Here is a 17366-nt window from a genome sequence, read left to right as displayed (position 1 = left end):
CTGGGGTGGAAGGTTGCGGTGACGCATTGTGCGGCGTTGCTTGCGGTCAATATGCTGTATTTCATTCGGGCCAAGACTGAAGAAAGGCATTTGATGAATGATCCGGAGTATCGGGAGTACGCGGAGTGGATCGAGCAGAATGGGTTGTTTGCAAGACTCTCGCGGGCGCTTGATTGAGCGAAGTCCTCTGATTCAACAGGTTTATCGTCGCGCGTTGGATATCAAGCTACAGCATCGACCACCGTTACGGCCAGATCGACATTACTGCTGATCGCGACCACACGAACGGCAGCACATCGGCGCCAAAGGAACAGATTACGCCGCGCATCGTGCATGTCGCCTGCCCGGACAACCCGCATGACAACCCGGGTTGATCTGATCCGCCACACTTTCCGCCGTGGTTGGACGCATGTACCCTGCTCCACGCACCTACCGCCTAACCGTTTTTGCAAAAACGGATAAATCTCCGAAATAGAGCTCAACTGCATTGACGTCTGAAGGCTGACGCAACCAACCAGGTTTGTAGACTCCGAACTTCAGATAGGCGAATTGGTCCCCTGGATATGCATTTGCCAACCCGTTGCCGTTGAATACGAGTTTCCCGTCTTTCCAGAGGCGCGTAACCGCCTCGCGACCGCTGGCATCCGGCGTATATTGCAGAGTCCAATTCACCCACCTATCTAGATCGTCGCGTGCATAACAAAGGCGGACACCTGACCCGTGTTCCGTATTTCCTCCCCCGCGCACGGAAAGCGTATAGTCCATACCGAGCAAGGTCAGCATGAACGGCGGCGACCCCCTCGATCCACTTTGGTGGATTTGCGTGATGATCTCCATCTGCTGTCGATCAAATGCGAAATCACGCGGAAGATAAGTTCGCCAGCGAATCAGATATTCCTCGCCCGGGGCCATATGAAAATCTCGAGGCAACGTGAATTCGCTGCGCGGCGAACCATTTGCTACTTTCGAAAAATCGTCACTTTTGTGGACTTGCACACGAATCGCACGGCGCCCCGCGACTGCGGGATCATTCACCAGCATGATGTCAGCCGGTTGCTCCGCCTGGATTAGCAAGCTTCCGAGGCCGGATCCCAAATCCGTTGAATAGACTGAAATATACGCACTCGTGCTTGGGGCTGTATCATTCGACGTGCCGATTGCGTTGGTCGCCAAAAACACCGAAACCAGTCCAAGCGTCGACAACGTCATGCCCAGCGAAGGAAAATTTCTATTCATCTATTTCGTCCTGGTGGTCCTCGACGGTAGCTGGCGGAAACCAGCAGATTCGGAGTGGTTGCTCCTTCCTTGACAGGTCACAACCCAAAAACGCCAAGCTCAACGACAATAGTCAATCCGATCACAACTAAAGTTAAACCGGATCGAGCCAAGCACTACGCCCGTCGGCCGTCATCCTCTGGGACCGCATGCGCGCGGCGATCGTCTTGCGCGCTGTGAAATAACCGCGACCAATGCCAAGTATGGACCAATGACGGCGGACACAAAGACGTGACCTGCCGTCGATGCCATCGCAACGACAATCCAGAAAAAGATCTGGGTAAAGCGACTAACTTGACGGTCCGAACCACCGCGAGCGAAGTTCTGGGCCAGCGCGCCGAAATATATCAAGAAGATAGGAAGACCAAATGCCAGTACTAGATCTGGAATGTCGATCTCCACCATGTAGCGAACGACTGGATGGCCGCCGGTCAACAATTCGATGTAGTTATTCTTCTGAACTTCGTCCCACACGTTGGCAAATTTTAAATTCCGCCCCGATAGCAGAAGCGTCAGAATCTTCTCGTCACCGATTCGTCCACCTTGATGCTGAAAATAACGCAAACTCAAGTCAACGGCCGCGCTAACCTTTGGTAAGAAAAAATACGCAGACGCCGCTACCGTCACCAAAGCGAGCAGTATGAGGGCCGCGAAAAATGTCGCCTTGATCGCGTTATAACGTGAGTAGAAGTATGCACACGTCCCCGCGAGCGCGCCCAAAATTGCTCCTTTTGTGCCAGTCAGAGGGGCCGCAACCAGCATGCATCCTATCAGCAGTATGGTGCGCCACGACCAGCCACGCAGCAGCGCGTGAAGATAGCCGAAGCCAATGGACACGACAACCAGAGCAGCCGCTTCGTTTTGCGCGTAAATGATGCCTTTATATCCAGACCGAATGTGAGTGTCGGCTTGATAGCTGAGAAACATGTCGATTGACAATGCGGCGCCGACTACTATCGACAGGCCATAAATCATTAGCGACACAAAGGCAACAGACTCGACTTGCCGCAGGCGTCGGTCACTCAGCATGCGCATCGCGGCGGGGTAGACAAAGAATGCAAACACTTTGAGTACAAAGATTAACTGCTCCTGCAACTCATTCTTCGCTAGCACCCCCAACACATATGAGCCGAACGTCGCGCATAGTACAAATGCAAATGCGATCACGCGCCAAAGCCCTGTCCTGGTTATCCGAAACCCATACATCAACGAGGCGGTAAGACCGGCTATCGTCACGCCTCGCAACAACAGCGATATCCGTGCGTCAGCGCCCTGAGCCGCAGCCCCCTTGGCTGCGTACACAGACAGAAAATCGCCGATCGGAAAAAGCCCCAAACCAATGATGAGGACCGCCCAAGCAAGTGTGGCGGCAACTCGGGAGTTAGTCTCCGAAAATTGGGGGACTGGACCAGGTCCATAGGCCAGGTCGTGGCTATTCATGATGTGGGTACAGCTTTTCGCGGGATGAGGTCGCTATAAGCAATACTACTGAGAACCACCGAATCGCCGTGCGTATGATCCTCAGAGGTTTAAGAGCGATCTCATAGGCGACGGACCGACGCATCGTCAGCGCGGCCCGACTTGACGCAATCGAACTCGGCATCGTCTCGAATGCCTCCCACACGACGTAAGGTCGCAACTCCGCGATACGCAGATGACCGTGGTCACGATGCCAAGGCCAATCGTCAAGGAGTCTCGCTATTGCTCCGCCAGTATGATCGAGCGCCTTTCGAGCACCATCGGCACTGATCCAGTAACCTACCGACCCGCTTGTCCATTGTTTGAATGGAACGCCTATTAACAAGCGACCGACACGATCGGCGCGCTTCAGTGGCTCGTACACATATGTTCTCTTCGCGTTCCGACGCGCAAGCTTTGAGCGACCAAGCAAGACAAGATCCGCTCGCGCCGACAAAGCGCTCTCCGATGTGTGTAAAACGGACTCAAAAAAAGCATCGTCCAGCATTGCATCATCTTCCAGCACGACGGCAGCGCGTCCCGACCGCACGATGTTCGGCCACAGCGAACGATGACTGTAGAAGCATCCAATCTCACCGCGGCTGAGTGGGCGCCCGTAACGCACCGTTGCCTCCACGGGATCAGTCAGCTTAGCGCACTTATCAGCATCAAGGCTACGTGCATCAAACGCTTCGTGGAAACGATATTCGATGCCGCGATTCATCAAAGCTTGTTCTATCAAAGCGCGACGCGGCGACCCCGGAAGCGAGATTACGTAAATATCAAACATGATTCCGTCTCAAAACGTTTTCAACTGCATCAAGTGAGCGCGCATCTCCGGAGTGCGGACGATCCATATCGTATAGATACCGAACAACGCTACCTCCGCCGCCAAGTAGGCGAACGCCGCGCCGTGTGCGCCAAAGCGAGGCACAAGAAGCGACGCCAATAAGACATTGAATACGCCTGCTGCAAGCATCGCGCGCGCGCGCCGTGCAGATGCGCCGAACGGCACGAGCACCTGCAAACCCAAAAAATATGCCAAGTTTCCGAAGAACGTCGACACACACAGCAGGTTTAGAATCGGCGCTGCCGCCACAAAATTCCGCCCAAGGACGATGCGGGTGAGAACGTCTGAAAGCGACAAACACGCAATCAAACCAATACCCGTCGTTGCCGCCGTCGCGAGAAGGCCGAGAGCCGTCAATTTCGCGGCCGTCCTTACATCGTGCGGTCCTTGCTGGGAGAAACAGGAGGCGATGCGCGGGTACAAAACCGTGTTAATCTGAGCCGGCACCATATTTCCCACAGTCTTCAGCTTGTCGGCCGCCACATACAACCCTACCTGATACGGGCCCGATATGCTGCCCAGAATGACCGCGTTGGTTGCGCTAAACAAACTGATCGATGCCGTTGATATGAACATATCCGTGCTCTCAGCCACCCGTGTGCGAATGCATCTCCAACAGAATCGAGGGGCCGCCAGCAATCCCTGCTGGTAAGCGACCAACATCGAACCAAGTGCGACGATTAAGGACGCGACCGACTGAATGCCTACTGCGGCATTGACGTCACTCGGCGAAGTGACCAACCATAAGGTCAAGGGCAGCGTCGCAAATCGTCCGACGAGCGCAATCGTCGCGAACAGCGTAAAGCGCTCGAGACCTTGCAAGAGCCAGTTGAAAGTGAATACGTTCGCGACAACGCTCAGCCAGCCGATCCAGACTGCCGCTCCCAATCCCCCCATCTCGCGATCAAAGTGGACGACCGCAAACAAGACCGCGGACGAAATCACGCAGAGAAACGCCTTCGCCCCGACAATTGACCAGACGAGTTCATTTAGCCCGGCCAGATCCTGGCGGGACTGCGCGGCCATGCGCGGTCCGCTCAGATTGAATCCCCACTCGGTCCAGGCAGTTCCATATACGGTCAACGCGATCACGTAGCTCACAACGCCAAACTGCGATGGCCCCAGAGTGCGGGTTAGATATGGAAACGTAGCGAGCGGCACAAGGTAACTTCCGACCTGCCAAAACAACATCGCTGCAAAGTTCCGGCCTAGACTCATCGCTCCGCATGCGGCCCCACTCGCGCGAGACATGTCACTACGCTCCGACTTTTGCATCGACAATGATGGCGCCTTTTCCATGATTTCGGTCACTCGTGTTTGAGGCCCTTTACGGTTTCGGCTCCCTCGTATGCGTACGCGCCGTAGTTGCCGTACTGCGCCGAGCGCAGACCAGGACTGAAGCAGTTGAAAACAATGCCCGAGACTTTCGCTCCGACCCGACCGATGCGCTTAACCGACTCCCGGATCTCGCCCAGACTCGTGACACCTGAACGCGCCACCAGCAGAATCGTTCCGGAAAATGCAGCAAATACTGTTGCGTCCGTCACCGGAAGCAGCGGCGGCGCGTCGATAAGCACCAGGTCGTAATGGTGCGAGAAATCGGATAGCAGCGTCGACAGCCTGTTCGACTGGAGGAGCTCAACTGGCTGGCCGACTCGCGGACCAGCAGGGAGAAAATCAACGTGCGGCGACACATCGCGAACAATGGCGTCTTTGACCTCAATCTCGCCGCCGAGCACGTTGGAAAGACCACTGCGCGAACGAACGCCGAAATCCTTCGCAAGGTGACCACGCCGCAAGTCGCCATCGATCAACAGCACTCGCTTGTTCAATTGCCCGAGAAGTATTGCAACGTTAGCGGAAGTGAACGACTTCCCGATATCGCTGGACGGTCCGGTCACCAATACCAAATTGTTCTTGGGCTTATCGAGAAGAAGGAACTGCATTGCTGTACAAAGGCTGCGTAGAGCCTCGACTGCAGGCTCGTTCGGGCGTGAAAGAGAGAGAATGGAACGGGACTGAAGGGTCCCGACCACGGCCAATTTTTTCTGAGCCCGGCTCTTCGGAATTGTCGCAATCACCTCCAGCTCGGTATCTCTCTCGATCTCAGACGGATCAGTTACTGCACCATGTAACACGGCTCTGGCAATGGCCACGCACGTGCCCACTAGCAGCCCAATGATCGTCGCCAGCACTACGATCAGAGCCAGCTTTGGACGCACCGGCTCGTCAGGAACCACCGCATGATCGATAACGCGCACGTTGCCGATTTTGCTAGCCGTCGCGAGACGAAGTTGCTGAATGCTGTTCAGCAAACCAACATAGATTGCAGTCTGAACGGTAACGTCGCGCCGAAGCCTCACAACATTTTGCTGAGCATCCGGCAAACGCGATATCGCACCCTCAAACGAAGAGATGTTGACTCTCGCGGCCGCGATCTGCTGATCGAGCGTGGCAAGTTGCGGGTGCTCCGTCGTCAATACCGACGCAAGCGCTTTTCGTTTTTGCTCCAGCTCGAATAACGTAGTCTGTGCGCTGACAGCCTGGCCGAGCATTGCGTTCGCCTGCTCGCTCAAATCGACAATTTGATGCTTGTTCTGATAAGCATTCAGGCGATCTTCCACGGCCCTCAGTTGCCCTTCGACCTGGGGCACTTGTGCAGTCAGAAATTGCAGGGATTTTTCCGCAGTAGCAGCCTTTCGATCGGCGTTCTGCCTTACGTAGTTGTCGGCAATTTCATTGATCACGCCTGCACCGAGAAGCGGATCGAGGCTTTCGTATTTCATGCCGATTACGCCAGACTGATCTTTGCCCTTCTCCGTCACGACCAGATCTTTCTGAAGTTGCGTCAGGATCTTTTGCTGGGAAAATCGACGGACAACGAACTCTGAATTCGGACGCGCTTCGATGTGATCGACTAGCAGATTCACGTCTCCGGCAATGGTTCGCACGTGCAATGGCACCCCAACCTGACCGGTAGCGTCGCTTTCGATGTCGCTGCCCGACAGGCGGTAGCGCCCGTCCGTCAGTGTCGTGATAGTGAACCGGTCCTCCCAGAAGTCCCGCGGCACGTCGAATGACGATACTACAATGCTCTCACGTCCCCATGCAAAACCGCCGAACCCAAGCAACCCGGGCTTCGACAATTTCTTGTTATGGCGAGCGATTGCGCTCCCGATGATCGGAAAATAGTTAGGATGAGCATCAATATATAGACGTTTGTCTTTGACTACCGATTCCGTTACAAGACGGGATTGAAGAATCTCCATCTCGCCGTCGTCTGTCGACTTGACATCGAAAAGCGTGCTGAGTCCGCCAACCAGACCGCCGTCCGCCCCTCCCATCATATCGGTGCCGCTGCTTTCAACTTGAACGACGACGTCCACGCCGTAAACAGGCGCGGCAATGACTGCATAGAGTGCACCAAGCACGAAAGAGGCAATTGTCACTGCAATGATGAGCTTTGCGTTCTTGACGATCATATCGACGATCCCGCGTACGTCGATTTCGTCCGGATCGCGTGAGAACTGGGGTTTCGATTTGGAAGAGTTCATTTTTACTTCTGTTGTCCTTTCGAAGCGAGGCGCGCTCGCTTAGCGCTGGCCACACGCGGATAATTTTCTGATACGTTCAACCCAGTCATTGACGCCGTGCTCAAGAAGCGTCATGGCGTAGTCGTACTTGCGCTGCGAACGCTGATACGGATCCTGTACGTCAGACGGAAATACTTCCGCGACGCGATAGATGCGCCCTCGTGCGGCCGGATAGAACCGTTCTATAGCCTTGCGCTGTTCAAACTCCATGACAAGGATAAGGTCGGCCGATCGGCACATTCCTTCGTCAAGCCGCCTGGCGCGGTGGGACGACATGTCTATTCCTCGCAGCTTGAGCATGCTCCTCGCGACCGGGTCCATCGTCATACCGTCCGTGGCTGCCAAGCCGGCTGATGAAACCGTGATATCAGGCAGCAGTCGCTGAAACAGGCCCTGTGCTATTGGACTCCGGCACAAATTGCCCTGGCATACAATGAGAAGATGCCGGATCATTTTGTTACGACAGCTGCAGTGAGTCCTGCATTGATCGCCGGCATTAATAGACTTAACACGCGGCTGAAACGAACCAGGCCATTGCCGTCCACATAAACGACATCCTTGGGCAGCAACTCGAATTGATTAGCCAAGACCATGGAGACGGGAGAGCGCGCATCCAGATGGAACACTTTGGGTTCGCTACTTTGTGCGCCACGAATTACGTAAAGCTGCGCAGCATCCGCACTAGCGCTATTCAGGCTGCCGGCCTGCGAAAGCGCGTCACTCAAGGTTAGCTTGCCTGTGCGCAGTGGCAGCGCTGTCACCGGCCTATTTACTTCGCCCATTACATAGACGCCACTCTCCTCGCGCGGGACGACGCGCAGCAAATCGCCATCCCGAAGCAGAATGCTCGCAGGGTTGACATTGCGCGAAAGCATGCGCGGCAGATCGAGCGGATACGACACACCCTGGCGGACGAGGATCAGATGGCTCTGGTCCGCAGTCGGCGCAAATCCCCCGGCGCGGTTGACTGCTTCGAACAACGTCATCGGGATGTCATTGATGGGCACGTTGCCCGGGGTACGGACCTCACCATCAACGAAAATCTCCTTTGCTCGAAACGACGTCACGCGCACCGACACCTTCGGCTTGATAAAAAACCGCGACAAGGCACTCGTTACAGCCGAACGCGCCTCATCCATCGTCAACCCAGCAACATGCACGTCACCTGCGTACGGAATCTGGACATTCCCGTTATGGTCAATCACAAAACCCTGTGGTGGATCGGAGGGGCGACCATTTGACTGCTGCTGCGGGCCTTGCGCCTCGGTAAGCTCGGGATGGTCCCAAACAACGATTTGCAGTACATCGCCCGTGCCAAACGTGTAAGGAGACGGCTTGCCGGACAGCGTTTCGATTTCCGCTGAGTTGGTCGCCGCAGACGATGTCTTCAATTGTTGAATCAACGTCGCGTTGATCTCCGAGATCGGCACCTGCACCGATGCGTTATCCGAGGTCGGAAGTGTTGCAGGCTCGCTCATTCGCATTCCCGGCGCAACGGTGCATCCAGACAGAATGACACATATTCCAAGGAAAAACGCGATCACTCGATTGCCGCGGAGGCCTGGCGCGACGGAATCCGAAAGATAGTATTCTAAATTTCTCATTATTTTGTTTTGATGTGAACATCAAGCAAATGCCCGCCTCAGTGTCGCTTTTCCGACAGCGATCTTTGTGTTGACGGACGCCACTTCTCCATTTCGATATTCATAACTGCACCGCAAAGTTCCAGCATGAGAGTGAACTAATCGCGGCGAGTTGCCGTGCTCGTTCAATAGGCGTTCGGATGAACGAATCCTTTAAAGATAGTCGCTGCAACAATCCGCATGTCGAGCCAGAACGACCAGTTGCGCAAATAGAAGAGATCGTGCTGCACACGTCCGATCATCTTGTCGATATGGTCTGTTTCACCACGAAATCCATTGATCTGCGCCCAGCCAGTAATGCCCGGTTTGATACGGTATCGGTGGATATAACCGACGACGAGCGGCTTATAATGATTGTCATGCTCAATCGCGTGCGGCCGCGGCCCGACGACAGACATGTCTCCTCTCAGGACATTGAAGAACTGTGGCAACTCGTCGAGGCTCATGCGCCGCAAGAACGCCCCCACCCGCGTAATGCGTACGTCGCCGCGAGTAGCCTGACGTAAAACGCCCCCCTCCTCGTTGTGTTGACGCATTGTCCTAAACTTGTAGATGCGAAAGACGCGCCCATCCGCTCCCTTTCTAAACTGAGTAAAAATAACGGGCCCCGGTGAAGACAGCTTCACCATCACGGCAATGACGATCAGCAACGGAGCGAGCACCGCGAGCACGAGTGCGGAGAATAGGCGGTCGAATACCGCCTTCTTGAGCATTGCCGCATTCGACAAGGGCGATGCCATCAGGTTGACAGTCGGCATTCCGATAAGATCAGTGACCCCCCCACCAATCAGACCGATACTGCCCATGTCCGGCATGAGACGTATATTGATGAGATCATCGCCGAACGTTTTGAGGACCGCCTGAATCGTCAAAGCCTCTGATAGTGGTAAAGCGAGCCAAAGCTCGGAGACGGTTTCGGCTCGAACAAAGGTCGCGAATGTGTCGACGTCCGCGAAGGTCGGCACGGCAGACGACGCGACACATTGCTGAGGAGTATATAGCGCGACGATCCGGAATCCGCTCGTAGGAGAGTTGGCCAGGCGGTTGATGACATACCGCGCGTGATTGCCACATCCAATCACGGCGACTCGGCGCAAATTGAGCCCCGCGTACCGAACACGCGCAAGCAACAGGTATGCAAATGCGCGAATGCCGATCAGCCAAATCCCCGAGAGGCCAGTCCAATAGGCGAACCACAACCGCGACACGTGGTCGGTTCGATGGATCATGAACAGCAGCACCAGGCTCGCAGTCTGAACGGATATCCACGCAAAGCAGACCTGGCTGATCATCGCTATCGAAGATCGGCCGCGCCACGAAACGTAGATCTGGAATTTTGGAAATGCCGCAAGTGTGAACATCGCGACAAACGATACGAGCATGAAGTCAGGCTGCGCGAGCGCATTGCTAGCGGGACGGGCGTCCGACGCCACGATGGCGCCGGTAACCACTACCAGCACATCCAAGATACGCGCAACAACTGATCGGACTACGACCATGATGACCCCGGCATCGCAGGATCTGCGGTCTTTTCTCGACCTGCGATCCATTTTTATCGACATGGCTTGAACCCGGAAATACGGAACTCAACACAAATTGCGTGAGAATCGCGTCCCCGTACGCCCGACTCGAATTCCACACTTCAGAACCGGGCTAAAGCCTCCCTCAATCCAACAGCATGCCAACTGGCCCAGTCTGCATACCCCAACCTCACCAGGCTGGCGAACTGAACCGCCCGCGCCAAGCACACCGACACACTTGATTCGGATCGCGAGAGGGATCGCGTGGAAGCGGCTCTCCGAAACCGTTAAAGCCAGATATTTCCGGCTCCCACAAGTACCGGATTTCGCGCTGGCAGCCCCATAAAAGCATCTATCGTGCCAATCCAAATGGCGTCACATTTTTTAGGCCCAGCGGGAGGTTTCACGAAAAAATCAGCTTGTGAGTCCCGACGCAGACGAGAGCGTTACGCGTGGAAGTCACGTAACATGCAGGCAACGTTACGTCGTGACTGCGTGGGAACCGCCCTCTTTCGAACGGCTGCAACCTGCTGCAAAACGCAGACTGTCACCGGGAATCAAGCGGTGACTTTTCAAGCCCTCGCGCACATCTCCGGTGGGTCCCGTCGACTGGGTGTTTGCCTTCAGACACTTCCGGGCTCGCTCATTTCAGACGGCAGACTGCCGAAGGCCGGCCGTCGATTGAGAAATTGGCACGTGAGCAGGAGGGAATTGGATAATGCCGAAGAACGCCGAAAGCGCGCGCAGCCGCACGCCGATGGGCCGCAGGCGCTATTGACGTCGCCGTTCCTGGTGCTACCCGCGTGATCGCGTAGCCGCGGCCGTCCACCGGTAGCACCAAAGCAAGATCATCAACCTGCGATTGCCGGGACCCTACGTCTTTTCATTCGGTTGGCCTGCTGTTCCTTGAAACGCTGATGCAATACGAGCTCGCAAAAGCATGACCGCAAACCTGTTGTTCGTAATGAAATATCGCTTCCACATACGCCTCGGTTCCTGGCCGACCCGATAGGCCCATTCAAGCCCATTGCGCTGCATCCATTCGGGTGCCCGACGCACGTTACCTGAGACAACATCAAACGTGCCGCCAACTCCCATTACAAAATCAACTCCAAGACGATCCCGCCAGCGATTAATAAAGACTTCCTTCTTCGGCGACGTAATTGCGACAAAAAGCAGTCTCGCCCCGGATTGTCGGATCTGCTCAACTACCTCTTCCTCATCTTCCCAGAAGTATCCGTGATGATAGCCAGCTATCCGCAAATCAGGATGTCGAACTGCTATCACTGACGCGGTCCTCGACACAACTGCGTCGGTTGCGCCCAGCAGGAATACAGGAAGACTACGCGCCGCAGCCATCTGCAGGAGGCGCTCGAAAAGGTCCACTCCGGCAACCCGCTCCGGTACAGAATGGCCCAACAACCGCGCGCCCCAAACCACGCCCATGCCGTCGATATTAATGATGTCGCAAGCCCGCACTGACGCATCCAGCACCAGGTCGGTCTGCAAGCTGACGAGCTTCGCGACATTAACCACGACATGTTGGGTGAATTGCCTGGCCTCGATTCGGTCGCCAATGATCTTAATGGTCTCATGCATGGTCGCGACATCCATCGGACATCCGAAGAGTTCGATTCGCTTCATTGCTTTAACCCCATCAGATTATTCAAGCGTCTGTCTTTCGCTTTTCATACGAATGCTGTTCGCGTATGCTCCAATCGCATAGAAAGCCCAAGCTTGCGTCCAGCGCAAATAATTGATTCGATTAGTCATCAGCTTTCCTTTCTGATACACGAAACGGCGCTCACGCGGCATATAGAGCGTGTGTACCGCACGCTTGAAAACCCTCGTTGCCAGGCGGAGATCTTCATCGCCTGAACCCACAGTGCGCAATGTAAGCAACGCCTGTGCAACCGAATGCGTATCCAATGGCCAGATTGAGTTGTCGTAATACTTAACCGTGCCGTCTGGGAGGAAAAAGTTCTCTCTGTAGAATGCCATTCCTCGCCGTATGGCTTCTTCGAATTCGTCAATTCCTGCGGCCAGTTGCAGAGCAGACAGTGCTTCCAAGTTATAACCTGTGTGAAAGCCGTCAATAAAGGAGTGGTGATCGCGCGTACCATAGGTCCAGGCACCATCCGCGCGCTGCATTGCTACCGAGCGGCGCGCTGCGCCAATCGCTCGTTGCATCATCGCGTTGTCTCCCAGGCGGCTTGCAGTTTCGGCGGCAACCGCTGCAGCCCAAAGGTTCGCGTTGTGCACGAATGCGGTTTCACCGGGGATATATGCGTAGTATCCATCATCCTCCCGGTAAAGCGAGTCTATGAAAAGACCTGCGTCAGTAGCTACTTCGATAAATCGCGGGTCGCCAGTCTCAGTTCCAAGTGCGGCAAGCGCACGAGCTATATAGCAGGTGGTAATGGCGTTAGGAGTGCCGCATGGGACAAAGAAAGCGCGTGCAGCCCAGTCAAAGTGGTATCCCCAAGCGCTATGCTTCCATTGCTCCCGAACGCAGCGTTGCTTCAGTAACCATTCCGCCAGCCGAACAGCTTCTGTAATGCTCCCCCCGTCGCCCACTCGCCTTTCCCGCTCGATAAGCCCAAGAATGATCAGCGCAATACCTTTCGGGTTGCGGCGACAAGGAACACCAACAAACGGTCTCAAGTTCAAAGGACTCCGCTTATGGAGTTGTAGCCAAGCAATTTTTAGGGACGGAGGAAGGCGGAAATCCAGCCTTTTGAAGAGTGAACTATTGAGCCCATCAAACGGATCATATCCCGCATAATCGCTTGTCCGACATTGCGCAAGCAGAATTTCTGCCAACGAATCGGCGTCGAGACGGGACGCGTTCTTGCCAACCTTCGCGTGTTCATCCGACGACCCTAGTTGTGTTGACAACTCCCGGACTGCACGTTCGTCGGCCGAATCGGTTTGATTCTGCAGGATGCCGTGATACCGTTTTTCTCGAGCCTCATCGGCACCACCTATCAGCCCATCATTGTCTGGATCGATTTCCGACTCACCGCGAACAACAGACATATGATCGTTCCCTTTGGGATGCGGTATGACTGGCGGCAATTTAACCCACACATCATCTGTGCTCATTGCCCGGTCCCCGATTGGAATCTGACCTGTCGATAGCACTGGACATACCGCTGCACAATCGATCTCGCGCGGTAGTCGGTACGGGCTCGCCTTAGTCCGGCGGCGCCCATGTTAAATGCGCGCTCCGGATCAGCGAGTACCTTCAATATCGCTTCCGCAAGCCCGTGTGAATCGCCTACATCAACCAGATAGCCACTGACACCATCTTCGACAAGATCGAGGAACCCCCCTAGACGCGTACCGACAACAGGCAACGCACAAAACATTGCCTCCAGTGTCGCAATACCAAAAGACTCAAAATGACTCGGCATGCAGAAGAGGTGTGCCCCAGTATAAAACGCGAGTTTCGCGTCGCCGTCCAGCCAACCTTCGAAGATAACTCGATCGGCGATTCCGTACATACCGGCAATACGCTGCCAGTATTCGATATCCCCCGTCCCGGCGACTCTCACCTGAATGTCCCGGCCCGTTCGCATTAGCTCAGCAACGGCGATAAACAGGTCTTTCAGACCTTTTGCTTCGCTCAGTCTCCCGGCAAAAGCAATGTAAGGTTTAACGTATGCTTGCGACCGAAACGTCGGGGCTCGTTGCTCAGCGTCGAGCGCCATATTGCCGACCACATTGACAGCGCCGGTTCCCCGCCAGCTCTGTAGCCATCTCGCTATTGGCGTGGAAACTGCGATTACACAATCGACCCGACTGAGAAACGATCTGCAGAAAAACTGCGTGACCAAATCCGAGTTCATGACGAAGCGTTCAAAATTCCCCGAATGCAACTGAAATACCGTACCTTTCCTTAAGAGAGTAGCGACGAGGAAAAGCACAAACTTTCTGTACAGCGAGCCTCGCTCAGAGACATGGAAATGTACAACGTTAACTTTCATCGCGGCGCGGGCGAACGATGGAACATCGACAAATACAAACGCCAATAGCGCGCCAGCGGTTCCGAACCCGCGCGTTTCAAAGAACGAAGTAGACACGCCGGATTGCTCGAACTCTTTCCGCTGTATAGCCAACTGGGAAAGGACCGTCGCAATACCGCCTCTTTGCCCACGGCCTGGTCCAACATGAAGAATGCGAATGTTCATCGCGGATTTCCAGTAAAGTTGCGTGGCCGTCGATACAAAGAGCGAAGTCACATGCGTCACAAAAGCTCATCGCTGTGGCGGACTTATGCGCAGCAGAGTCAGCTCGAGCATTCGCATCTTCCTGCATATATTCAGTCCAACCTCGCATCGTTCCGACCACCAATATTGCGATCGTCGGAGCAATGTGGTCGCGAATTCTCACCCCGTCACGCGAAAATCCCCCGCGTATCGACCAGAAGCTTCGACTGCAAACGGCGTCTGTTGATATCTTTGAACTCACGGTGATCGACCAGCAGCAAAACGATGTCAGCCGCGTCAATCGCGCTTGCGAGACTAGTCAATTCGACCTTCCCCCGCAACGCGTCCGGTAGGGACGATACATTAGGCTCCACGACAACAATATCGGCGACCTGCTCTTCGGCGAGTCGGTTGACAATGTCTATCGCCGGGCTCTCGCGCAAATCGTCGATATTGGCCTTGAAGGCCAGACCGAGACATGCGATCACAGGAGCCTTGAAGCGTGCCGCCAGCCGCCTCGTTTGATCGATTACGTAGTGGGGCTTACCGTCGTTCACGCCGCGTGCAGTGCGAATCAGTTTCGCCTCGTCAGGTGCGGAATCCACAATGAACCAGGGATCAACCGCGATGCAATGCCCCCCAACGCCGGGGCCGGGTTGAAGAATACTTACGCGCGGATGGCGATTGGCGAGGCGGATAAGCTCCCACACATTGATATCGAGTCGATCGCAGATCATCGACAACTCATTAGCATAAGCAATATTGACGTCTCGAAACGCGTTCTCGGACAGTTTGCACATCTCGGCAGTACGCGCGTCGGTCAAAATGCAGTCGCCTTGAACAAAGATCTGATAGAGATCGCGAGCCAACTCGCCGCAGCGGCGTGTCATGCCCCCGATCACGCGGTCATTCTGCACAAGCTCACGAATCACGTGGCCTGGCAGCACACGCTCCGGGCAGTGGGCGATTCGTATGTCGGACTGTTCGCCAGCCTGCTGCGGGAACGTTAAGTCCGGACGGCAGTCGGCAAGCCACGCCGACATTCTCTCGGTGGCGCCGACCGGGGAGGTTGATTCTAGGACGACAATATCTCCCTTTTTCAACACCGGAGCGATCGAACGGCTTGCCGCTTCTATGTAACTCAGATCGGGCTTATTCCCGTCGCAAAACGGAGTCGGGACGGCAATCAGAAAAGCATCAGCCGGCTCGGGCACCAGCGTCGCGCGCAAATAGCCTTGTGTGACGGCCGCATGAACCAGCATGTCCAACTCTGGTTCGACTATATGTATCTCACCCTTGTTAATCGTATCGACCGCTCGCTGCGATACATCTACACCGACAACCTTCTTTCGGCGTGCAGCAAATGCCGCAGCGGTGGGCAATCCGATATACCCAAGTCCAATGATAGAGATGACATCGAATGACATGGCGTTGGTCTCGTCGCTTGATAAGTTTTTTTATGAAAGAAAAGGTGCAGGGTGCCGCACCATGTACTCAACACGCAGTACCACCGACAAAGCCGTGGGGATTCGTTCGCATGCTTTGCCATCACCTTAACGATTGCGGGCGCGCCGCATAGAAAAATAGTCGCGCTCGCCAAATCGCGAGCTTGAGACCGAGGCAGTGATTCGGTTCATTTCGGCAAGGATCATTTCCGGCTCAACCGCCTGAGCGGTCTGGCGAAGGACAAAGCTGCCGCGAAAGCAATCATGTCCGGCGAGAAACGGTTCCCCTGCGAGAGATAGACGCGAGTCAATTTCTGCGTTGCGCAGACAAACATTCATTTACATCCTGCTGACCGCCCCATTTTTTATGCTGCCCCGAATACGCCCGATCCACTTTTTATCTCCGCGCTGGCTTTTCACGTCAAACGTTTGTGAAGAACTGCTGAACCCAAGTTCAGCTCCAGCAGTTCCTATCTCGTTCTGTCAATACCACGCTATTCACGCCAGAAGTGCCGCAGTATGAATAACGTGACATGGCTCATCGAATCACACGGCAAGCTGCCCAGATGAACGTAATTAAAAATGGGGGACTCTTTTTCGACATGCTGCTCCCGCCACAGATCAATGCGAGCTCGCGCAACCGCTAGGCTAGACGAAGAAGATCGCACCGCGTTGAGAAGACTGACCTGATACCCCCGACCAGGCTAGTCGTTTGAAACGGAGTTCGCTGCGATTTTTGCCGTTACGTCTTCCACCACTTGTCCAGCGTGCAACTTGTAATGCACCAAGCGTGCCAGTATCTCTTTACTCGTTTGTGCCTTGTTTCTATCGCGCGGAAAGACGTGTCATATTGATTCACGAGATAAACCGGGTGCCGCGAACTGACTGCGAACGCCATCCCCGCCGCGCCGAACCACTCGACGTTACGTAACTTCGCGAGTCTTTGTCACGACAAGCGACGTAGCGCCAGCACGCTTGCCAACCCGGTTTGAGGACGCGAGAGCAGAGACCCGGTAACCAACGCCTTTGGCCATCGGCTCAACCATTGGAGTTGTTCCTGATTGTCGACACCACTCACCACCACCCGCACATCGAGCGCATGCAGCAGGTCCATCAGCGCAGTCATCACCGTCCCCGCCCGCTGATCGTTCGGCACTGTCGCCATCAACTCACGCGCGACGGTAACGGTATCCACATCCAGCACACCAAGCAGCGCCATCGACGAACCGCCGTTGCCCCAATTGCCGAGCGTGATGCTGATGCCCACATCCCGCAGACCCGCGGTCAACGTCCGCAAGGACAGCAGTTTCGCCGCTTCAGCGCTATCTGAAACCTCAATTTCAAACAGCGCAGGCGACACCCCATACGAGC

14 protein-coding genes are annotated in these 17366 nt (G+C 55.1%); all 14 read right to left on the bottom strand.

Annotated features, from left to right (window positions below):
* Window positions 1-429 precede the first annotated feature (429 nt).
* Entirely contained in the window at window positions 430-1236 is an 807-nt protein-coding gene (locus P0D70_RS34235; RefSeq protein WP_408187782.1) for a polysaccharide lyase family 20 protein, read from the bottom strand.
* 171 nt (window positions 1237-1407) lie between these two features.
* The gene (locus P0D70_RS34230) at window positions 1408-2715 is read right to left on the bottom strand and encodes an O-antigen ligase family protein (RefSeq protein WP_408187781.1); all 1308 of its coding nucleotides are present in this window, start codon (window positions 2713-2715) and stop codon (window positions 1408-1410) included.
* A complete protein-coding gene (locus tag P0D70_RS34225) occupies window positions 2708-3523 on the bottom strand; it encodes a glycosyltransferase family 25 protein (protein ID WP_408187780.1) in 816 nt (271 codons plus the stop codon). The genes P0D70_RS34230 and P0D70_RS34225 overlap by 8 nt, the downstream gene beginning before the upstream one ends.
* A 9-nt stretch (window positions 3524-3532) precedes the next feature.
* Window positions 3533-4801: a flippase gene (locus P0D70_RS34220; protein ID WP_408187784.1), complete on the bottom strand. Its 1269-nt coding sequence runs from the start codon at window positions 4799-4801 to the stop codon at window positions 3533-3535.
* 89 nt (window positions 4802-4890) lie between these two features.
* Window positions 4891-7137, bottom strand: coding sequence for a polysaccharide biosynthesis tyrosine autokinase (locus tag P0D70_RS34215; protein ID WP_408187779.1), 2247 nt, complete (start codon window positions 7135-7137; stop codon window positions 4891-4893).
* A gap of 39 nt (window positions 7138-7176) precedes the next feature.
* Window positions 7177-7629 (bottom strand): low molecular weight protein-tyrosine-phosphatase, encoded by a 453-nt coding sequence (locus tag P0D70_RS34210; RefSeq protein ID WP_408187778.1) that lies wholly within the window; start codon window positions 7627-7629, stop codon window positions 7177-7179.
* Window positions 7626-8654 carry a polysaccharide biosynthesis/export family protein gene (locus P0D70_RS34205; RefSeq protein ID WP_408187777.1) on the bottom strand — a complete coding sequence of 343 codons (1029 nt, stop codon included), beginning with the start codon at window positions 8652-8654 and terminating at the stop codon, window positions 7626-7628. Before P0D70_RS34205 ends, P0D70_RS34210 begins: the two co-directional genes overlap by 4 nt.
* Window positions 8655-8944: 290 nt before the next feature.
* Complete coding sequence (locus P0D70_RS34200; protein WP_408187783.1) at window positions 8945-10318, bottom strand: undecaprenyl-phosphate glucose phosphotransferase; 1374 nt, start codon at window positions 10316-10318, stop codon at window positions 8945-8947.
* Window positions 10319-11212: 894 nt separating this feature from the next.
* Window positions 11213-11983 (bottom strand): WecB/TagA/CpsF family glycosyltransferase, encoded by a 771-nt coding sequence (locus P0D70_RS34195; protein ID WP_408187776.1) that lies wholly within the window; start codon window positions 11981-11983, stop codon window positions 11213-11215.
* 18 nt (window positions 11984-12001) lie between these two features.
* Window positions 12002-13444, bottom strand: coding sequence for a prenyltransferase/squalene oxidase repeat-containing protein (locus tag P0D70_RS34190; protein ID WP_408187775.1), 1443 nt, complete (start codon window positions 13442-13444; stop codon window positions 12002-12004).
* Entirely contained in the window at window positions 13441-14532 is a 1092-nt protein-coding gene (locus P0D70_RS34185) for a glycosyltransferase family 4 protein (protein WP_408187774.1), read from the bottom strand. Before P0D70_RS34185 ends, P0D70_RS34190 begins: the two co-directional genes overlap by 4 nt.
* A 206-nt stretch (window positions 14533-14738) precedes the next feature.
* Entirely contained in the window at window positions 14739-15977 is a 1239-nt protein-coding gene (gene wecC, locus P0D70_RS34180) for a UDP-N-acetyl-D-mannosamine dehydrogenase (RefSeq protein ID WP_408187773.1), read from the bottom strand.
* Window positions 15978-16103: 126 nt separating this feature from the next.
* Window positions 16104-16334, bottom strand: coding sequence for a hypothetical protein (locus P0D70_RS34175; RefSeq protein ID WP_408187772.1), 231 nt, complete (start codon window positions 16332-16334; stop codon window positions 16104-16106).
* A 607-nt stretch (window positions 16335-16941) separates the two neighbouring features.
* A partial coding sequence (locus tag P0D70_RS34170) for an EAL domain-containing protein (protein WP_408187771.1) occupies window positions 16942-17366 on the bottom strand: 425 nt, incomplete at its 5' end.

The sequence above is a fragment of the Paraburkholderia sp. RL17-381-BIF-C genome, assembly GCF_046026435.1.
Lineage (GTDB): Bacteria > Pseudomonadota > Gammaproteobacteria > Burkholderiales > Burkholderiaceae > Paraburkholderia.
The sequence above is the reverse complement of the archived record's forward strand: the minus strand, read 5'-3'. Positions and strand labels throughout refer to the sequence as shown.

Bases quoted from the DNA above. Each gene is read 5' to 3' on its own strand.
- P0D70_RS34175 (WP_408187772.1), bottom strand. From the start codon at position 16,334: ATGAATGTTTGTCTGCGCAACGCAGAAATTGACTCGCGTCTATCTCTC.
- P0D70_RS34235 (WP_408187782.1), bottom strand. From the start codon at position 1,236: ATGAATAGAAATTTTCCTTCGCTGGGCATGACGTTGTCGACGCTTGGA.
- P0D70_RS34225 (WP_408187780.1), bottom strand. From the start codon at position 3,523: ATGTTTGATATTTACGTAATCTCGCTTCCGGGGTCGCCGCGTCGCGCT.
- P0D70_RS34195 (WP_408187776.1), bottom strand. From the start codon at position 11,983: ATGAAGCGAATCGAACTCTTCGGATGTCCGATGGATGTCGCGACCATG.
- P0D70_RS34185 (WP_408187774.1), bottom strand. From the start codon at position 14,532: ATGAACATTCGCATTCTTCATGTTGGACCAGGCCGTGGGCAAAGAGGC.
- P0D70_RS34205 (WP_408187777.1), bottom strand. From the start codon at position 8,654: ATGAGCGAGCCTGCAACACTTCCGACCTCGGATAACGCATCGGTGCAG.
- P0D70_RS34200 (WP_408187783.1), bottom strand. From the start codon at position 10,318: ATGGTCGTAGTCCGATCAGTTGTTGCGCGTATCTTGGATGTGCTGGTA.
- P0D70_RS34215 (WP_408187779.1), bottom strand. From the start codon at position 7,137: ATGAACTCTTCCAAATCGAAACCCCAGTTCTCACGCGATCCGGACGAA.
- P0D70_RS34190 (WP_408187775.1), bottom strand. From the start codon at position 13,444: ATGAGCACAGATGATGTGTGGGTTAAATTGCCGCCAGTCATACCGCAT.
- P0D70_RS34210 (WP_408187778.1), bottom strand. From the start codon at position 7,629: ATGATCCGGCATCTTCTCATTGTATGCCAGGGCAATTTGTGCCGGAGT.
- wecC (WP_408187773.1), bottom strand. From the start codon at position 15,977: ATGTCATTCGATGTCATCTCTATCATTGGACTTGGGTATATCGGATTG.
- P0D70_RS34230 (WP_408187781.1), bottom strand. From the start codon at position 2,715: ATGAATAGCCACGACCTGGCCTATGGACCTGGTCCAGTCCCCCAATTT.
- P0D70_RS34220 (WP_408187784.1), bottom strand. From the start codon at position 4,801: ATGAGTCTAGGCCGGAACTTTGCAGCGATGTTGTTTTGGCAGGTCGGA.